This is a genomic window from Paenibacillus sp. FSL K6-2862 (assembly GCF_038005125.1).
Classification (GTDB): Bacteria; Bacillota; Bacilli; order Paenibacillales; family Paenibacillaceae; genus Paenibacillus; species Paenibacillus illinoisensis_A.
Map to the genome: position 1 here is coordinate 3,369,939 of NZ_JBBOSN010000001.1, position 17,260 is coordinate 3,387,198.

Genomic DNA, 17,260 nt, shown 5'->3' on the forward strand with positions numbered 1-17,260 from the left:
AAGGAGACCGGAACATGAACGTAAATAGGAAGTTGGCATTCATAACAAAGTTGACAGGATTCATCCTATTGCTTGGCATGCTGACTGCTTGCGATCAGAACGGGACAGATTCGGATGCCAAGTTGGATGAACGTTCCGGCTCATCAGATTACCAGACCATCTCAATTGCTTCACCCAATGACGATGGGAAATTAACCTACTGGGCAGAATTGAATGGCAATGCAGCGAGCATTAAGTCCAGCTTCAATGAAGTTCCTTTTTTTCAGGAGTGGCAGCGGAGAACCGGAGTCAACCTTCAATTCATCCGGCCTCCCGCCAATCAGGCCAAAGAAGCGATTAATGTGCTGCTTACGTCCGGAGAACTGCCGGATATGATTGAATACGAGTGGAGCAATTATCCCGGCGGGCCCGAGAAAGCGATTAAAGATGGATATATTCTGAGATTAAACGATGTTATTGATCAGTACGCACCTCATCTGAAGCAGTACCTGACCGAGCATCCGGACATTGATATGCAGATTCGTACAGCCAGCGGAAGTTATTACGCGTTTCCTTTTATCCAGGGAGATGATAAGCTTCGAACCTATCAAGGGCCGATTATCCGGAAGGACTGGCTGGATGAACTTGGACTTGATGTGCCAACAACGATTGACGAATGGCATACGATGCTTAAGGCTTTTAAGGACAAAAAGGGAGCTGACGCCCCGCTTACTTTTCTAGGTGTTCCGAATCCGTTGTTCGGTATTGAAGGTGGCGGTTTTATTGGCGCTTTTGGCATTAAAAAGGGGTTCTACGTGGAAGATGGCCAAATTAAGTTTGGGGCACAAGAACCTGAATATAAGGCGTTCCTATCCTTATTTCGTGAATGGTATGCGGAGGGACTCATTGACAAGAATCTAGCTGCCGTCGATTCGGAGACTCAGGATACAAACATGACCACAGGACGCAGCGGCGCGAGTATCTGGAATGCAGGGGCGGGAATTGGTACATGGCTCCCCATCTTGCAGGAGACGGTTCCCCATGCAAAGCTTGTGCCAGCGCCATATCCTGTTATGAACAAAGGAGATCGCCCGAAATTTGGTCAACTTGCTCCCGCTATCGGTTCCAGTGGAGTCGCCATATCCAGCAAGAGCCGTCATGTGGAAGAAGCAGCGCGGATGCTCGATTACGGATATGGGCCTGAGGGGCATTTGCTGTTCAACTTTGGTATTGAAGGTGTCAGTTTTGAGATGAAGGACGGGTATCCGACGTATACCGAGACTATTTTGAAAAACCCTGATAAGTGGTCGCCGGCACAAGCGCTTGCGATGTACACGAGAGCGAGTTATTTCGGTCCATTTGTCCAGGATACGCGATATATGGAACAATACTATATTTTACCGGAACAGAAAGAGGCGGTGCAGTTATGGTCCAGTACAGATGCTGTTCTGCATCAGGTACCGACCCTTCCCAAAACCGAGAAAGAAAGCACGGAGATGTCAGTCATCATGCAGGAAGTGAACAAAGTGGTAGACGAGATGTCGCTTAAAATCATTTTTGGCATGGAGCCGGTGGATGCTTTTGATACGTATGTCGAGCAAATTAAGTCATTGCAGATTGATCGTGCGATTGAGATTCAGCAGCAGGCGTTAGAGCGATATAATCGCGCTGTATCTTCTGAATAAATCCTTATATTGTATAAAATGGGTATTGAAGTGTCGTTTTTGTTAATGTAATTTCGTTCCCTCGTGCTCTACAATCGGTTATGACATGCTGAGTTGGCATGCACATGACTCTTGCTTAAGCAGGATCGGAGGTGACTACAGGGTTTATTGAAACCGCTCACATACTCTGAAATCCAAAAGGAGGAGAACGAAAGAATGCGTAGAAAGTGGCCTTTATTATTGTTGGCATTTACGTTGACTGTTGGATTGTCTGTACCTGGAGTCCATGAGGTTCGAGCGTCGGAGGGTGACTCTCAGCCGTCTATTGATCGTATTAGTGAGAATCTATCTCTGGGTATGGATGGCAGAAGCAGACTCTATCCAAACGATTGGTATCCGGGATTTAAAGACGAACAGGGAAGGTTTCTGCATGACTTTTCGTATGCCGGTTATCGGCGTGGGGAAACAGAACTACCTAAAACGGCTAAAAACAACAGTATTGACGTTACCAAATCACCTTATTTTGCCGATCCTTCAGGGAATCGAGATGCAACGCAGGCTATTCAAAAGGCAATTGATGATGCTGTTGCGTTAGGTGGGGGTGTCGTGTATCTTCCCAAGGGTACATATCAGGTTAACCCTCGGGACGGCAAGGATTATTCACTAAACATTCCTGCAAGTCGTGTGGTCCTGAAAGGTGACGGGATGAACAAGACTCATATCTATAATGCACAGCAAAATATGAAAAACAAGGATATTATCCGGATCGGCAACGGAGATTGGAAGAAAACCGGAATCTCTACGAAACTTCGCAAGTCTGTTACTGATCCAACCGTCCTGCTACCCGTTGAAGATACAAGTGGGTTTGCAGTGAATGATTACCTGGTCATTTCATTCGAAACGACGCCAGGTTTCTTACGTGAACTTGGCATGCAAAACAAGTGGTCGTCACGTCTTGGTAAAGTAGAACCATTATTCTATCGCCAAATCGTGGGCGTAGATTCAGAGAACAAAACGATTACGTTAGACATTCCGACGCGTTATCCCATGAAGCTGCGCGATGATATTACGATTAGTCAGACCGCAGATCCGATTGTCGAAGTAGGTTTGGAAGATTTCTCGATTGCAAACATTCAAAATGCGAAGTCGGGGCTTGGTGAAGATGACTTCAAAGTCGTTGGCACTGCTGGGTATGAAGCCGATAATGCCAAAGCGGTCAATGTGATTGCAGTGGCCAACAGCTGGATTCGAAATATTAACACCTATAAGCCAACTGGCAATGCGAATTATCATCTATTATCCAAAGGGATTATTCTGGACCGTACGAAGAACGTCACTGTGGATCATGTAACCATGCAGTATCCGCAGTATCGTGGAGCGAATGGGAACGGTTATTTATATCAATTTATTGGCAATGATAATCTCATTAAGAATAGTAAGGCAATCGGAGCTAGACATAGCTTCACATATGCCAACTTCTCTGCGAACGGGAATGTCCTGCAAAGTTCGTATTCTGAGAAGCCTTCATTATTGACTGATTTTCATATGTATTTGAGCATGGCGAACCTGATCGACAACCTGGTCGTTAACGGGGACGGGATCTCTGCCATTACACGGGATTATGGATCATCCGAAACGAATCGTCATGGGGTAGTAACCACGGAAAGTGTGTTCTGGAATACGACCGGTCAGGCAGCACACCCTAGTAAATCCGGCGTTATTGTAGAATCAGAACAATTCGGGAATGGATATGTCATTGGAACAAAAGGAAAGGACAGCGGCGTGAACGTCAACATTGTGGGTACCATACCGGATGCGAATACGCAGCCATTTGATATGGCAGAAGGTATTGGGGAGGGCGATCGTTTGTCCCCGCAAAGTTTATATCAGGATCAGAGCAAGAAACGAATCAAAGATATTCATCTGGGGCTTCAATCCCTGTTGGTTAATGGCGAACCTATAGGGGGTATGCAGTTCTTAAGAACGGATTACGATCATACTTTGCCTTATGGCACTACCGAAACGCCGATCATTTCTGCAAAAGCTTATGCCAAGGATGCAAAGGTTAAAATTAAGCAACCGCAAGGAACTAATGGAACTGGAGAGATTACTGTATCTTATCGGGATCACACCCAGAAAGTGCGAGTGAAGTTTAAGGTAGCTGATACACCCGTACTTCCAGAGAACATCTCCATCAGTCCTAATAAAACAGTACCCGGCTGGAGAGTCGCAGGGAATGCGATCAGTGCAGGCGAAAGCGGAGAATTATCCTCGTTTCTAACTTTAGATAATGGTGAGATCGTAAACATTGCAGAATTGAATGTTCCTGTGACGTACACATCAAGTGATGATACAATCGGATATACAGAAGGAACTACATTCCATGCGGTAAAAGCGGGAAAAGTCGACATCATCGTGAGCTGCGTCTTTAATGGCGTAACGGTCGAGGCACGGGAGAAATTTGAAGTTAAAGAGCCTGTGGCCGAACCGGAGGGACCTTTCGCTGTCGTAACCAAGGTTACGGCAAGTGCAGATGATGGCAATCTGCCGATTCATACGATCGACCGTGATCCGGACTCCAGATGGTCCGCAGATGGAAAGGGACAATACCTGCAGTTGGAGCTTGAGCAACAGACTCAAGTAGGGCAGGTAAGCATACAATTCTATAATGGACATACGCGATCCAATTATTTTGACTTGGAGATATCAGTTGATGGTATTAATTACCAAAAAGTATTAAGTAATGTGGCAAGTCAAAAACAGGCTGCTTATGAGAAATTTTGAATTTGAACCAGTTCAGGCCAAATTCATTCGATATGTCGGGCAAGGAAACGAATCCAATACCTGAAACAGCATTATTGAATTTTGGGTACACGAGAATTAAAAATGACGTAGGATCAGATTAAAAGAATTCGATTCAGATTTATAGTATCAAATATAATATGTGCTTATTTTAAAACTAAAATGGGTGCATATTATATTTGGATAGATTGGATAGCTGAAATGTGAAGAAGTGATATTAGAGATGTTAATGTGATTCGTATACAGATCACATATTTATCCATATGAAATTGAAAAGATCTCGGGGGTTATAAATCAAAAAAGCCACATTGATCCATATGTTAAAACTAAAACTATGATACTGTTTCACAAAACTCGTATTTTGTACATATGTAAAGGACAAGAGTACCGTTCAAAACAAAAAATTTTTTTTATTAGATTGATTTGTAAATTGTTCTTCAACAAAAAACAGTCGATCGCTAGTGACCAACTGCCTCGCTTAATTTATTGAACTAACGTTTCCCGTTAGCTTAACTGATTATCTTAAATTCACCGTTAATAACAGCTATACGGAGTGCATGGTCATTCACTTCACTAACGACCCAGTTTTTATATTCCGATACCCCCTTTGAAATGTCGTATAGATTCAGTTTCTCTAATTGCCCGTTCTTCATATCAAGATCCCTCTTTTCTTTATCGCTACATTAATACTGAATTTATTATACAAGAGACTAAAATCAAAATAAGGAAATAACAGAGCTTTTTTTTAGAAACCACAAGCTCTTTTCACTAGTTGAACCCTTAAAAGCACTCTCCTGTTGTAATAGATATTCGGTATTTAATTTCCTTTTAATGTAACTATCCTGCCCGTTAGTTTAATGAAGCAGATAAATATTGTAATCAACATGGGTATAAGGTACTTAGGCTTTTCATTAATGGAATAAGTTCTTGCCATAAGAAAAAAACCTAGGTCCTAATAAAAGAATCGTTTATTCAAGCGAAGTCATAATTAACTGCTCTTATCTCGCTTAACGAATTCCATCATGATACTATTTAGATAACTACCTAATCCGAAATGACACAATGTTCTAGTCCCTTGACAAACATGTAATAACCAAAAACAGATACAGCTAGAAGCCAGCGCTTCCGCCATATCTGTTCTCAACTTGTTCTCTTAATCTTCTAACAAACGAAGTAACATAACTGAAGCTTCTGCACGTGTTGCTGTATCGTTAGGTGCGAAAGTGTCGCCACCCCGGCCACTAATGTACCCTTGCTCACGCATTACTTCTACAGCTCCTTTTGCCCATTTGGGAATTTCTTGGTCATCAGCAAACCCAGTCGTGGTACTAGCGTCCATTGGAAGATCCAACGCCCGCGCGATCATGACTGTCATTTCTGTTCGGGTGACATGAGCATTTGGACGAAATCCTCCATCTTTATAGCCTTCGATTAATCCCGCACGTACAGCCTGGGCAGTTGCTTGCTTTGCCCACGGGCTAATCTGATCACGATCTGTGAAGTTAAGCTCAGTACTTCCCGCCTCTAATTGCAAGGCACTAGTCAGCATTACCGTAAATTCCGCCCGCGTAACGCTATTGTTTGGTTGGAACGTTCTATCTGGATAACCACTAATAAGACCTTTAGCCGCGGCGCGTGTAATATCTTTTTCCGCCCAGTGTCCGGCTAAATCGGTAAGTTGGATGATCTCCCCAGATTGATTTGGTTTTTCGCGGTGAATAGTCAGCTGGTATTCCTTCTTGCTTCCATTCTCTGCTAGTACAATCAATACGAGCTGATTATCTCCTTCCTCCAAATTCACCTTTATTCTATCTACCATCACTTCATCCTCAAACATCACCTTCGCTGCAGAGTGAACCGGTTTTATCGCAATTTCAACCTGGTCGGCTTCCGTTAGGATGGTAAATCGAGTGGTGTCAGGATTAAATGGAGGATTGGGCATCAATCTCTTGTCTTTATCCCCTATTTCTAATTCCCTTAGATCAGCGTTAGCGGATAGTACATGCTCATCTCCAGAGCAGACTGAACTCGAACCGCCGCCACTGCCCGTAGATGGTGCTGGTGCAGTTTTTGCTGGTTTGCTTAGCGGGGAGCTTTCATTACTCGCTGCGTCATACGCGGTTATGGAGAACGTGTAATTCGTACCTGCCGCTAGGCTTCCTACATTTACCCCATAGACACTGCTACTTACCGTCTCTTTCTCCAACCCATCTACGTAAATTTTATAACCCAACACACCAATATTATCCTTCGCGCTCGGCCAGGATAGCTTCACGCTCGTTGAGGTGATATTTGAAATCTCCAATTCACTACCATCCGGCCATTGCGGCGATTCAATATCCGGTTCAGGCGACTGTGGCAACGTCTTAGCAGACGCACTAAGTGCCGCGCTTTGGTTCCCTTCAGCGTTTAATGCCATAACTTGGAACATATAGGACGTGTCTGCAGTTAAATCATCCATAGTCATAGCATATACACTGCCGCTTACCGTCTCATTCTCCGCTCCATTAACGTAAATTCGATATCCGGACACCTCGACATGATCCATTGCACTCGGCCAGGATAGCTTCACGCTAGTCTGTGTGATCTCCGATATGCTTAGCTCGCTACCTTCTGGCCACTCGGGTGCCTGAGTTGTGGGAGCCTTCGGCGTGGCGCTAACTTCCTCTGAATAGTCACTTTCGATTTTGTCATTTCCTGCTTTTACTGTATAGTAGCGAGTCATGTTGTTAGGTAGTCCCTTTATTGAATAATGAACCGATCCATCTGTGATCCGTGCTACCTTTTCATAACTTCCTGGGGTATAACCTTCGTAAATATCATAATAAGTGGCTCCGTGTACAGGCTCCCATGACAAAATAACCATGCCATCACCGATTTCAGCTTTTACTCCATGGGGTGCAGATAAAGCTACCTTTGGCTCGATAGTCATCATGATTGTCTTCGTTCGCTTTTCTTGAGCCGAATCCATAACTGCAATTGTAGCAGTATACTTCCCTGGGGTTGTTGGAATTCCTGAGAGCAAACCAGTTTGCGGATCCAGTCTTATCCCATCAGGTAAGCTGCCCGTTTCGATCTGCCAAGCTGGAGCCCCAATACCACCTGAAGCCGTAAGCTGACAGGAAAACAGCTCTCCCGTGGTTCCGTTACATGCATCAGGTCCAATGATAACTAGCGGTTCATAGATCGTGAGATCCCAGCTATTGATCAAATCGAATTCGACCCCGGGCGCCTTAATTATGATGATTTCACTAACTGCAAATGAAGGGGCTGTGTACGTAAAAGAAAAATGTCCTTGTTCATCTGTGTATTTATGGATATTCCCCTGAGTCGTCGTAATTGAAATCGGCAAACGAGCTTTTGTATCCAAGCTTCCTTCGACGGTTATCGTCTTCCCCGTTTCCAATTTGGATGGAGCATTCAGGGAAATAACTTTTGGAGCTTGTATTAAGGAAATAGATTCTGATTCACTTTTAGTATTCGATCTGGCCCAGACATGTATCAAGCTGCCTGTATTGACAACAGGCTGAGATTTAAATCGGAGAGCATGAATATCCATCATCGGGTCTGTAGAATCAATCCCTAACGAATCCGCTCCCTCTATGATTGATAAATTGCCCAATGGATCTTTTAATACACTCCCTCTGCTAACCCCATCCACAGAAACATTGGCCAGATCAATTCCTTGAGTCGTGAATAATACATCTGCATAAGATTCATTTGTGAGATACACATTCTCATCTATTAGTTTAAACTTTTGCTGTTTATCATCTACTTCCGGATGATCCCAACTATGGGGAACTGGCCACATCCGTGTTATTAATTTACCGGAGTATTCCGGTTTAGGGAGCGTCACAGCTGTACTCACGATTGAACTTAGACCTGGGGTCTCAAATGAAAGCTGTGCTCCAGTGATTAAGTCATCATTAGTGGCACCAAGATCAGTAAAGGTAACGACCCCTGCTTGAGCTGTCACCGTCTTCACTCCAGTCAGTGTCCACGTTCCCTTATCCTTCTTTAACGCTGTCACCGTCGTACTGTTGTCATTTGAACTCGTATTACCATAAGTGTCCCGAAGCGTGATAACCGGTTGCTGCCCGAACAACCCACCATTACGATCTGGAGAGGTAATATCTTTTGTCAGCGTCATTGTGACTGCTTTTCCTGCTACTGGATGTATGATCAATGGATTAGCCGCTGGCGATGCCACGTCTGCAACACTTAGAGATATCGTTTGCGGCTTAGCTTTATGAAGCCGCACGTTAAATTTGGCAACCCCTCTAACAAAGGTAACACTAACCTTTTGCGAAGGTGCACTTAAAAGCGTTCCCTCTACGCTGCCGTAGGAGCTATCCGGTGCTTGCAAGTACCCAGAGATCGTCACATCATGAATTCCAGTAAACGTCGTATCCGTATAACCCTCAGCATTTTTTACGGTTAATGTTATAGCATTGTTTGTGCCGACTTCGGGGATGGAAGAAGCCGCAAACGCAACCACGGTCCGGGCACTCACATTCAAGCTTAATTCCCGAATTCGGCTATTATAAAGATCCGCCACATACAAATCTCCACTTCGATCTAAAGCTATCCCTTGGGGGGTAAAGAGTTCTGCCGATGTCGCTGGTCCTCCGTCTCCTCCATATCCCATCAAGTCGGTACCTGCTATCGTGGTGATTTTCCCAGAAGAATCCACTTTTCGTATCCGCTGATTGGAGGAATCAGCGATAAAAAGATTTCCACCACCGTCTATCACTACTCCGGTCGGGTTGTATAGATATGCCTCAACGGCAGCTCCTCCGTCTCCATTAAAGCCCCCGTTATCATTACCTGCTACTGTGGTAATCTTTCCTGAAGAATCCACTTTTCGTATCCGCTGATTGGAGGTATCTGCGATATACAAATTTCCTTCGTCATCTAATGCGACACCAGTAGGGAAAAACAGTTGAGCGGATGTGGCGTCTCCTCCATCTCCCGAAAATCCATACATCTCCCTGCCTGCTACAGTAGTAATCTTTCCTGTCTCATCAACTTTACGGATTCGGTGGTTTCCATAATCAGCAATATAGAGATTACCATTATGATCTAACACCAATCCTTCTGGGAAGACCAATTCAGCGGATGTCGCCGGTCCTCCATCCCCTGAAAACCCTGTACTTCCTTTACCCGCAATCGTGCTGATTTTCCCCGTCATATCCACCTTGCGGACCCGATGATTATTGTAGTCAGAAATGTATAGATTTCCGCTGCTATCCACTGCTAAACCGCAAGGCTTATTTAAGGCAGCTGATGTTGCCGGTCCTTCGTCTCCCGAATAACCAGCAACACCCGTACCCGCAATCGTACTAATCTTTCCGGACGTATCTACTTTCCTGACCCGGTTGTTGTCCGTATCCGTGATATAGAGATTCCCACTGCTATCCAGCGCCACTCCGCATGGTCTATTCAGGGAGGACAACGTTGCCGGCCCTCCGTCTCCAGAATAACCACTTGTACTCGTACCTGCTACCGTATGAATGGTGTAGCTACTTTCAGCATAGGCTAATTTTCCAGACCATTCAGGCATCATTGTAATTATTAATATAAACGCTAGCACAATGGTTATTGTCTTTCTTATCCGCTTGCTAATTTCCTTTCCCTCCCAAGGTAAGATGTATCATTTTGCAATTCCATATAAAAATAAACCTGCGATCTCATTTGCTAACATTTCCGGATTTTTAAATTGGCGTTTTTTTTGTGTCGCAATAAAGCGCTCCATCATACCTACGATACTATCCGCAACGATTCTCATGTCTGTATCTTCACGAAAATAGCCTTCCTGTTGTTCTGAAATTAGATTGTCATGGATATCATCAGCCAATTGGTCTTTAATCTCAGCCGCCTGGGGAGCAATTAAAAAACCAATACAAGCTAGATTCGGTTCTTCAATAAAAAATCGGAAGAATGGCGTTAATCCTTCTACAATTCGTTGGCGAATGATGTTCTTCTCTATCCCCGGTTCAAGACGACTGTTTCGAGTATAATTGCTCAGACGAGAACGAAATAAATGGACTAATTCTTGAAAAATCGCTTCTTTGTTCTGAAAGTACAGGTAAAAGGTTGGTTGAGTAACTCCAGCCTTCTCAACGATGCTGCTTATTTTAGTCTCATGATACCCCCGCAGAGCAAATTCCTCTGTAGCGATATTTAGCAATAACTCCCGACTTTGTTCTCCGCTCGACCCCCTCTTTCTTCCTCTCTGTGCCATATGTATCAATCTCCTTTTTATTATTATACTACTCTAGAGTATTATAATAACAATATCCCCTTTTTCGTCAAGTTATTATTTTGCGTTAGATATTTGACTATTCAGTAGCGATACAAAATTCTTGTACTGAAAAAACAAAAAAAACTTTAAACTAACCTGTCCATTAAATACAAAGAAGCAGGCGATCAGATTGATCAGCTGCTTCTTTGTATTAATGGGCTATCGTTCTCAATTAGTCGAAAGCTTCCCTATTTGGTTGCACTCTTCAGCAAACCAAACTGCGTTGTCCGACCCGATAATAATACCGTGAGGTTCCGCGTTCGGTGTCGGAATAGGGTATTCGGAAATAAAGCCGCACATGGTTATTCGGCCGATTTGATTTTGCCCCCATTCAGTGAACCACAATTCGCCTTCCGTTCCAGGCGTGATTGCATGAGGGCACGCTTCTTTGGTCGGAATTTCATACTCAGTTATTTGACCTTCCGTCGTGATCATCCCAACTTTATTTCCTTGGATCTCGACGAACCATACCGCCCCATCTGAACCACATGCTAATCCGACAGGAGAGGCGTTTTCCGTCAGGATTTGAAACTCATGAATTTCTCCATCTGAAGTAATTCGTCCGATCCGCTTGGCTTGGTTCTCCGAAAACCACATGGCGCCATCAGCCCCTCTTGTTATGAATGAGGAAATGCCTAAATACGGCTTTAGTGTCGTCTAAAGTAAGAATGGCGAGTTTCAACCTGTCTGTCTCTATTTGAGGAAATATAATAGACAATTCTTATGGCCTCCGTTAAGTAAATTTTTCTAACTATACAATACCACATATTGGAACTAACCTGCCCCTTAGTTGAACAAAAGCAGCTGATCACTTTGGATCGGCTGCTTTCTTTGTTCTATTACGCTATCGTTTCCCGTTAGTTTAATGAACTTATTGACTTCCAGGCGTAATCAGGTCATTTAAGGTAATTAAAAACCAACCACTTACGATTAGTCATAAGCTGATAATTTCGGCTCCTTTTTATTATTCTGCTAAAGTTCCTCTGTTAGTTTTATGATACAACAGCTCACAAGTGGAGGTCCTTTAATTCTAATTCCCATTGTTCTTCTAACAATACTTTATTGGAGAGAATCGAACGTTGAGTTATTTTTAATTTAAAACCGATCTTTTGGTAAATAAACCTTGCTGCCTCCAACTCTTCATTTGTCCAAAGAATCACTTTATTAAATCCATTATCTACACAAAAGCTGAGGGCCTTTATTATCAGATCTTTTCCGTATCCAGAGCCCCGAAAGTGGGGTTCTATAAGAAATAATCCTAATTGTGCTGTGTGCTCAGCAACTTGTTTAATACTTATAGACCCACTTGGTTTTCCCTCAATCTCTAGTATGAAAATATTTTCTTTTTTGTTTGATCTCACAATAAAACTGTTTACAGTTTCAGCAATGTAACTTCTGAAAGAGGAATCATAGTTGAATTCCTTTTTGTAAAGTTCGTAATGTGAATTGACAATGTAATCAACATCTTTGTTAGTATACGAACGTATCATACAATAATCCCTCTCATCCTTTGGATTGATTCATTTTCTCATTTGAACTCCACTGAGAAGGTAGCAGAAAGACGTAAGAATAAATATCTTAAAAATACTTGTTGTCATCGCTAAGTAAAGGCTTAGGGGCAAGGACCATAAACATGCGATTACCATTATAGAACGCTGTTTTTTTATTGAACCTATTAATGCGAAACATGCTGGGGCTAGAAGGAATAGCCCAGTTATTACTAAGACATGGCTACTTGTAAGGTCAGAATTGTATGGATTGTAGAAATTAAGAACTAGCCATAGCATGATCATTACTATTGATGAGAAAACGCCTAAGTAAGACCAATACTTCACCTTAGCCCTCCTTTGATTGAAACTTAATACATCGCAATTATACCATATATTGGTACTAACCTGCCCGTTAGTTGAACAAAAGCAGCCGATCTCATGGATCAGCTGCTTCTTAATTATATTAAACTAATGTTTCCCGTTAGTTTAAATAGCAGAGAGAAATGGCATAACTTACAGTATACCAAGCATTTTTCACATACAGAAAGCGCACTGTGGAAACATTAATATTGTACAGACTTCGGTCGGTAAGACGATATTTAATTCATTGAATAATATATTGGAACGAAAAAAACAGGTTGCAAAAAGGTGTTGCCTTAAAGTTACTTCAATGTTGTAACATGAAATTATTCCACAAGAGAAGGAGGGCTACACATTAAGATCAAAGAAGTGTCCGAGTACTTCAAGTTACCATCAGAAACCATTCGATATTGGGAAAGTATGAAGATCTTATCGTCTATACAACGAAATGATTCCGGATACCGCGAATATACACAACAAGATATTGATTGGATTCGTTATGTGAAATGTCTGCGAGAAATAGGAGTACCTATCGAACGAATTCAAGAATATACGGCACTTTCTTTAGAAGGTGACAGTACGTTAGAAAAAAGAAAAGAAATTTTGGAAGAGCAAAGAGCTCAATTAATTGAAAAATCCAAAGAACTTGATCAAGCCCTGGAACTTGCCAACTATAAGATCGAAAACTATGCTACTTTACTATCACCATCAAAAAAAAATAAAAATTAGGAAGTTATTGTAGGAGGAAATAATAATGAGGAAATTCACTTTCGAACTTCATGAAAAAGTTACAAGAACAGATATCCGTTTTATGAATCGCTTTGGCATTCAATTAGCTGGTGATTTGTATTTACCTAAAGATGTAGATGACAGTACACTCCCTGGACTTGTAATTGGTGGACCATTTGGTGCTGTCAAAGAACAAGCATCTGGCCGCTATGCAAATGAAATGGCCTCCCTTGGATTTGCTGCACTTGCTTTTGATGGATCATACACGGGAGAAAGCGGCGGAACGCCACGTAACACTGCAGCACCGGATATCAATACTGAAGATTTTATGGCAGCTGTTGATGCAATAGGAATTCGGCCTAATATTGACCGTGAACGTATTGGCATGATCGGAATTTGTGGCTGGGGTGGATTTGCATTGAATGCAGCTTCGGTTGATAAGCGAGTTAAAGCTGTGGCTACTGTTTCCATGTATGAATTATCTTCAGGAATGGCAGAATTACCAACAGATCAAAGAACTGCTATTCTAAATCTTCAAGCACAACAACGTTGGATTGATGCTGAAACTCAAACTAATGCTTTAGGCCCTGATAGATTCCCTGATGGATATCCGGAGAATGAATCAGATGAAGCCAAAGACGTATATAATTTCTATCGCACAGATCGAGGATTCCATGAAAATTCAATTTTATCAAATGGTGCATGGAATGCTACAATGCCATTATCTTTTATGACAACAAAAATGCTGCAATATATCGATGAAATTTCGCCTAGACCATTACTAATAATTGCAGGCGATAAAGCAGAGACAAAACCAGATAGTGTTAGGGCGTATGAACAAGCTAAAGAACCTAAGGAATTGTATATTGTGAAAGAAGCTGGACATTGTACTCTATATGATCAGATGGAGAAAATACCTTTTTCTAAATTAAGAAATTTCTTTGTGGAAAATTTGTAATATATTCAGATAAATACATCCGATCAAGCGTGGAGACCTATTAAGTCAAAATTTAGACTATGAACCTGTTTCACATAACACGCTATACACACTATATCGATCCAGGGCCTTGTGTAGCTCTGGATCGATACAAAATACCTCAGACTTCAAGATTACCTCATCGTTCCCTCACTCATCTATAGATAACTCATCATATTGCCTGTTATCAATTCAAAACAAAAAGACAGAAACTTTGACGATTTACTTTGTAATATATTTATCACCTTTAACTATAAGTTTCGCTCTATTAACATACCCAATTGTTCTGCCACAACTTCAGGAGGGTCAGGAATCCCTTTCATAAAATAGGTTTCCACTACTCCAACAATAGCTGCCCCAAAGAAGTTAAGAAGTACACTTTCACTAAATCTTTGATTTTTCCCTTTGATAATTTCTACGTCAATCTTTAATTCTTCAATGATGAATTCTAAAAAGTGTTTACGAAAAGCAAAAGCTCCTTTTCCTGCTAGCATTGTTGAAAAAAATAAATAATGATTATCCAAGTACTCAAACCAAATGACATTCGCTTCTTTAAAGTCTAATCCAGAGTGAGGCTTACACAATTTCTTAAGATTATAGATATGTTCTTCAATGAGTTTATCCAATAAGTCAAACTTATCAAGGTAATGAAGATAAAATGTTCTGTTTCCCACATTCGCTCCTTTGCAAATATCTTTCACAGTTATTTTATCAAACTCTTTTTCTGAGATGAGTTCTATAAAAGCACTTTTTATAGCTTCTTGAGATTTAAGTATTCTTCTATCGACCTTAATCATTGTTATAACCCCCGAACCTTCTAGCAACTATAAGCCTTATTATGGACATTGCTTCTCTAATTTAGCCTTGATAATGGATTTAGCAGTAGAAATGCCTCTCTTCATTGTTTTCGCAACAAAAGCTTCTTTGGTTTCTCAATTCCACAGATGGGCATAATTCTCTGAGCTACAGTATTTCTTTTTCAATCTATCACATAATGAACAAAAAATCTTTTTGTATAAAGAGAAACAATGCCTAGAGCCTTCTTATTCTTGTATCTATAGAAAAACACCTCCGCGTTGAACTATATCCTTCAACGAAAGGTGTTTTTTCTTCATATGTGATTAGAATGTATTTTATCAACTTCATTTCAGGACACTTATTATACTTATATAGGTCAAAAAAACTGGCAAAGATTAGATTAGTTTGTTTCTAATAAAATGAAGGTTTGTCCCAGTCGGTTCCTGGTTCACTGACTCCAAGGCTTGAACGAATAAAACGGCTGTCGTCATCTTGGATAATGTCTACAACCAATTGAGCTACTGCTTGCCGAGTTACCTGCGTACCCACAAAGGGTTCGCCTTTGTTAGTGAGCATGTAGTTGGTATTACCATCCTCGTTATACATCCAAGTGATTCGTAGTAAAGTGTAATCTAGAGAAGAGTTTTCAAGCACTTCAGCTGATGCAGCGAACTTAGGAAGTTGGCCTTGAGACATAGGAATAAGCCATTCTCCAAACTTCCCACCAACCTCATTATAGATTCCGAGGGAGGAAGCGGCGATAATTCTTTTTACTCCAGAACGTTCCATGGCTTTTACAATAGATGCAGTTGCTGCTTCATCATACATGTCGTTTACATAGACAACATCAATCCCTTTCATAGCCTCTACAAGACGATCTGTATCATTGAAGTCTCCGTCGATCAGTTTTACACGGTCAGATTCATTGCCCTTCAAACGTTTAGCGGCTTGACGTGCGTAAAGGATTAGGTGAGTGTCAGTCTGTTTGAGTAGCATGTCGGTGAGATAACGAGAGATTTCTCCAACCGCTCCTAAGATTAATATATTTTTCATTTGTTAAACCTCCATAATTAGAATTGAAAACACGGCATCATTTACGACCGTATCTCGTTCAATATTTAATACACACTAATGTATTATTACTCATATGTGTATTATAGTTATAAGGATAGAAGGAAAACATACTGTATGCAATCGTCAATTTCGTTGTTTTCAAGCATTAATGCGCAAATTAACAAACATTGTGCATTTACTTTGATTGTTTTAATGTCATCTTGTTTTTATAAAACATAGGCAGTTAATTTAATTCTATAATGCTATCGATAATATAATTTTAATTACCATCGATTATTGCGACTTCATTTGCTCGGTTCGAAGGTAATGAATTTGAAAGTCCTAGTACATTAACTTTTAAAATTGAAAAGAGAAGTGCACGAATTCATGAAGAATCCTCGGTCTTATATTGGATCAACCTCCTATGAATAGACGAAATACCGTTGGTTTGAAATAAATTTTATTAGACTAACCTGACCGTTAGTTTAATAAAAGCAGCTGATCATTTTGACCAGCTGCTTTCTTAGTTCTGTTACGCTATCGTTTCCGGTTAGTTTAACAACTTAGGGTGGTTTATTTTTTCACTACATTCATGACGACAAATCCTAAATCGTAATTGTGGCGAAAAGTTATTTGATATTTTTCTACTTTCTTGTCTACCTCATTGTTAATTACCTTGTGAACACTTGCTATTACATCCAGTACATAAAAACCACCATCTACCGTTCTCATATTCGCTACTTGAAACGGATCGATGCTATAGACATTTTCTTTCCCCGTCTTTAAGTATTGTTTTTCTTGGAGCGCAAATAGTGTCTTCCTTTGCAATTCAGTCGTTAACATACGCTCCAACTGTTCTTCTCTTGTTTGTGGAAATCCCCATAATGCAACCCATTCAATCGAATCCTTACCTTTAGTCGCTTCATCATGTGGATGAGCCACACTTACTGACGGAATGGATAAAATAGTCCCAATAGAAAGGACTAGAAACGACATCCAAATTTTTCTCATACAATCACCTCACCATGATCTTTCCTCATATGGGTGAGTTTTATGTATAAAGGAGTTGGTCTGTTAAACAGCCCGTTAGTTGAACAGAAGCAGC

The 17,260-nt window shown here is 41.3% G+C and carries 11 protein-coding genes and 1 pseudogene; 4 read left to right on the forward strand and 8 right to left on the reverse strand.

Annotation, left to right across the window (positions count from 1 at the left end):
- Positions 1-14 precede the first annotated feature (14 nt).
- On the forward strand, positions 15-1,664 hold the full coding sequence (locus MHB82_RS15295; RefSeq protein ID WP_341175154.1) for an extracellular solute-binding protein: 1,650 nt from the start codon (positions 15-17) through the stop codon (positions 1,662-1,664).
- A gap of 195 nt (positions 1,665-1,859) precedes the next feature.
- Complete coding sequence (locus MHB82_RS15300) at positions 1,860-4,427, forward strand: glycosyl hydrolase family 28-related protein (RefSeq protein WP_341175155.1); 2,568 nt, start codon at positions 1,860-1,862, stop codon at positions 4,425-4,427.
- A gap of 527 nt (positions 4,428-4,954) precedes the next feature.
- On the opposite strand, the gene MHB82_RS15305 is transcribed toward MHB82_RS15300, so the two are convergent.
- From MHB82_RS15305 to MHB82_RS15325, 5 genes and pseudogenes are all read right to left on the reverse strand, one after another.
- Positions 4,955-5,098 (reverse strand): hypothetical protein, encoded by a 144-nt coding sequence (locus tag MHB82_RS15305; RefSeq protein ID WP_341175156.1) that lies wholly within the window; start codon positions 5,096-5,098, stop codon positions 4,955-4,957.
- Positions 5,099-5,598: 500 nt separating this feature from the next.
- Positions 5,599-10,008: an NHL domain-containing protein gene (locus tag MHB82_RS15310; RefSeq protein ID WP_341175157.1), complete on the reverse strand. Its 4,410-nt coding sequence runs from the start codon at positions 10,006-10,008 to the stop codon at positions 5,599-5,601.
- A 90-nt stretch (positions 10,009-10,098) separates the two neighbouring features.
- The gene (locus MHB82_RS15315; protein WP_341175158.1) at positions 10,099-10,689 is read right to left on the reverse strand and encodes a TetR/AcrR family transcriptional regulator; all 591 of its coding nucleotides are present in this window, start codon (positions 10,687-10,689) and stop codon (positions 10,099-10,101) included.
- Between the two features lie 228 nt (positions 10,690-10,917).
- Positions 10,918-11,376 (reverse strand): annotated as a pseudogene (locus MHB82_RS15320) (Vgb family protein); the annotation flags it as partial.
- Positions 11,377-11,756: 380 nt separating this feature from the next.
- Complete coding sequence (locus MHB82_RS15325) at positions 11,757-12,239, reverse strand: GNAT family N-acetyltransferase (protein WP_341175159.1); 483 nt, start codon at positions 12,237-12,239, stop codon at positions 11,757-11,759.
- A gap of 729 nt (positions 12,240-12,968) precedes the next feature.
- Between MHB82_RS15325 and MHB82_RS15330 the strand changes: the two genes are divergently transcribed.
- Entirely contained in the window at positions 12,969-13,328 is a 360-nt protein-coding gene (locus MHB82_RS15330) for a MerR family transcriptional regulator (protein WP_341175160.1), read from the forward strand.
- 25 nt (positions 13,329-13,353) lie between these two features.
- Positions 13,354-14,286 carry an alpha/beta hydrolase gene (locus tag MHB82_RS15335; protein WP_341175161.1) on the forward strand — a complete coding sequence of 311 codons (933 nt, stop codon included), beginning with the start codon at positions 13,354-13,356 and terminating at the stop codon, positions 14,284-14,286.
- A 269-nt stretch (positions 14,287-14,555) separates the two neighbouring features.
- Here MHB82_RS15335 and MHB82_RS15340 read toward each other — a convergent pair whose 3' ends face one another.
- The 3 genes from MHB82_RS15340 to MHB82_RS15350 all read right to left on the reverse strand — a co-directional run bounded on the left by MHB82_RS15340 (position 14,556) and on the right by MHB82_RS15350 (position 17,166).
- Positions 14,556-15,101: a TetR/AcrR family transcriptional regulator gene (locus MHB82_RS15340; protein ID WP_341175162.1), complete on the reverse strand. Its 546-nt coding sequence runs from the start codon at positions 15,099-15,101 to the stop codon at positions 14,556-14,558.
- Between the two features lie 412 nt (positions 15,102-15,513).
- A complete protein-coding gene (locus tag MHB82_RS15345; protein WP_341175163.1) occupies positions 15,514-16,155 on the reverse strand; it encodes an NAD(P)H-binding protein in 642 nt (213 codons plus the stop codon).
- Positions 16,156-16,728: 573 nt separating this feature from the next.
- Positions 16,729-17,166, reverse strand: a complete 438-nt coding sequence (locus MHB82_RS15350) for a hypothetical protein (protein WP_341175164.1) — start codon at positions 17,164-17,166, stop codon at positions 16,729-16,731.
- Between the last annotated feature and the right edge of the window lie 94 nt (positions 17,167-17,260).

Bases quoted from the DNA above. Each gene is read 5' to 3' on its own strand.
- MHB82_RS15315 (WP_341175158.1), bottom strand. From the start codon at position 10,689: ATGGCACAGAGAGGAAGAAAGAGGGGGTCGAGCGGAGAACAAAGTCGG.
- MHB82_RS15335 (WP_341175161.1), top strand. From the start codon at position 13,354: ATGAGGAAATTCACTTTCGAACTTCATGAAAAAGTTACAAGAACAGAT.
- MHB82_RS15300 (WP_341175155.1), top strand. From the start codon at position 1,860: ATGCGTAGAAAGTGGCCTTTATTATTGTTGGCATTTACGTTGACTGTT.
- MHB82_RS15305 (WP_341175156.1), bottom strand. From the start codon at position 5,098: ATGAAGAACGGGCAATTAGAGAAACTGAATCTATACGACATTTCAAAG.
- MHB82_RS15350 (WP_341175164.1), bottom strand. From the start codon at position 17,166: ATGAGAAAAATTTGGATGTCGTTTCTAGTCCTTTCTATTGGGACTATT.
- MHB82_RS15325 (WP_341175159.1), bottom strand. From the start codon at position 12,239: ATGATACGTTCGTATACTAACAAAGATGTTGATTACATTGTCAATTCA.
- MHB82_RS15295 (WP_341175154.1), top strand. From the start codon at position 15: ATGAACGTAAATAGGAAGTTGGCATTCATAACAAAGTTGACAGGATTC.
- MHB82_RS15310 (WP_341175157.1), bottom strand. From the start codon at position 10,008: ATGCCTGAATGGTCTGGAAAATTAGCCTATGCTGAAAGTAGCTACACC.
- MHB82_RS15340 (WP_341175162.1), bottom strand. From the start codon at position 15,101: ATGATTAAGGTCGATAGAAGAATACTTAAATCTCAAGAAGCTATAAAA.
- MHB82_RS15345 (WP_341175163.1), bottom strand. From the start codon at position 16,155: ATGAAAAATATATTAATCTTAGGAGCGGTTGGAGAAATCTCTCGTTAT.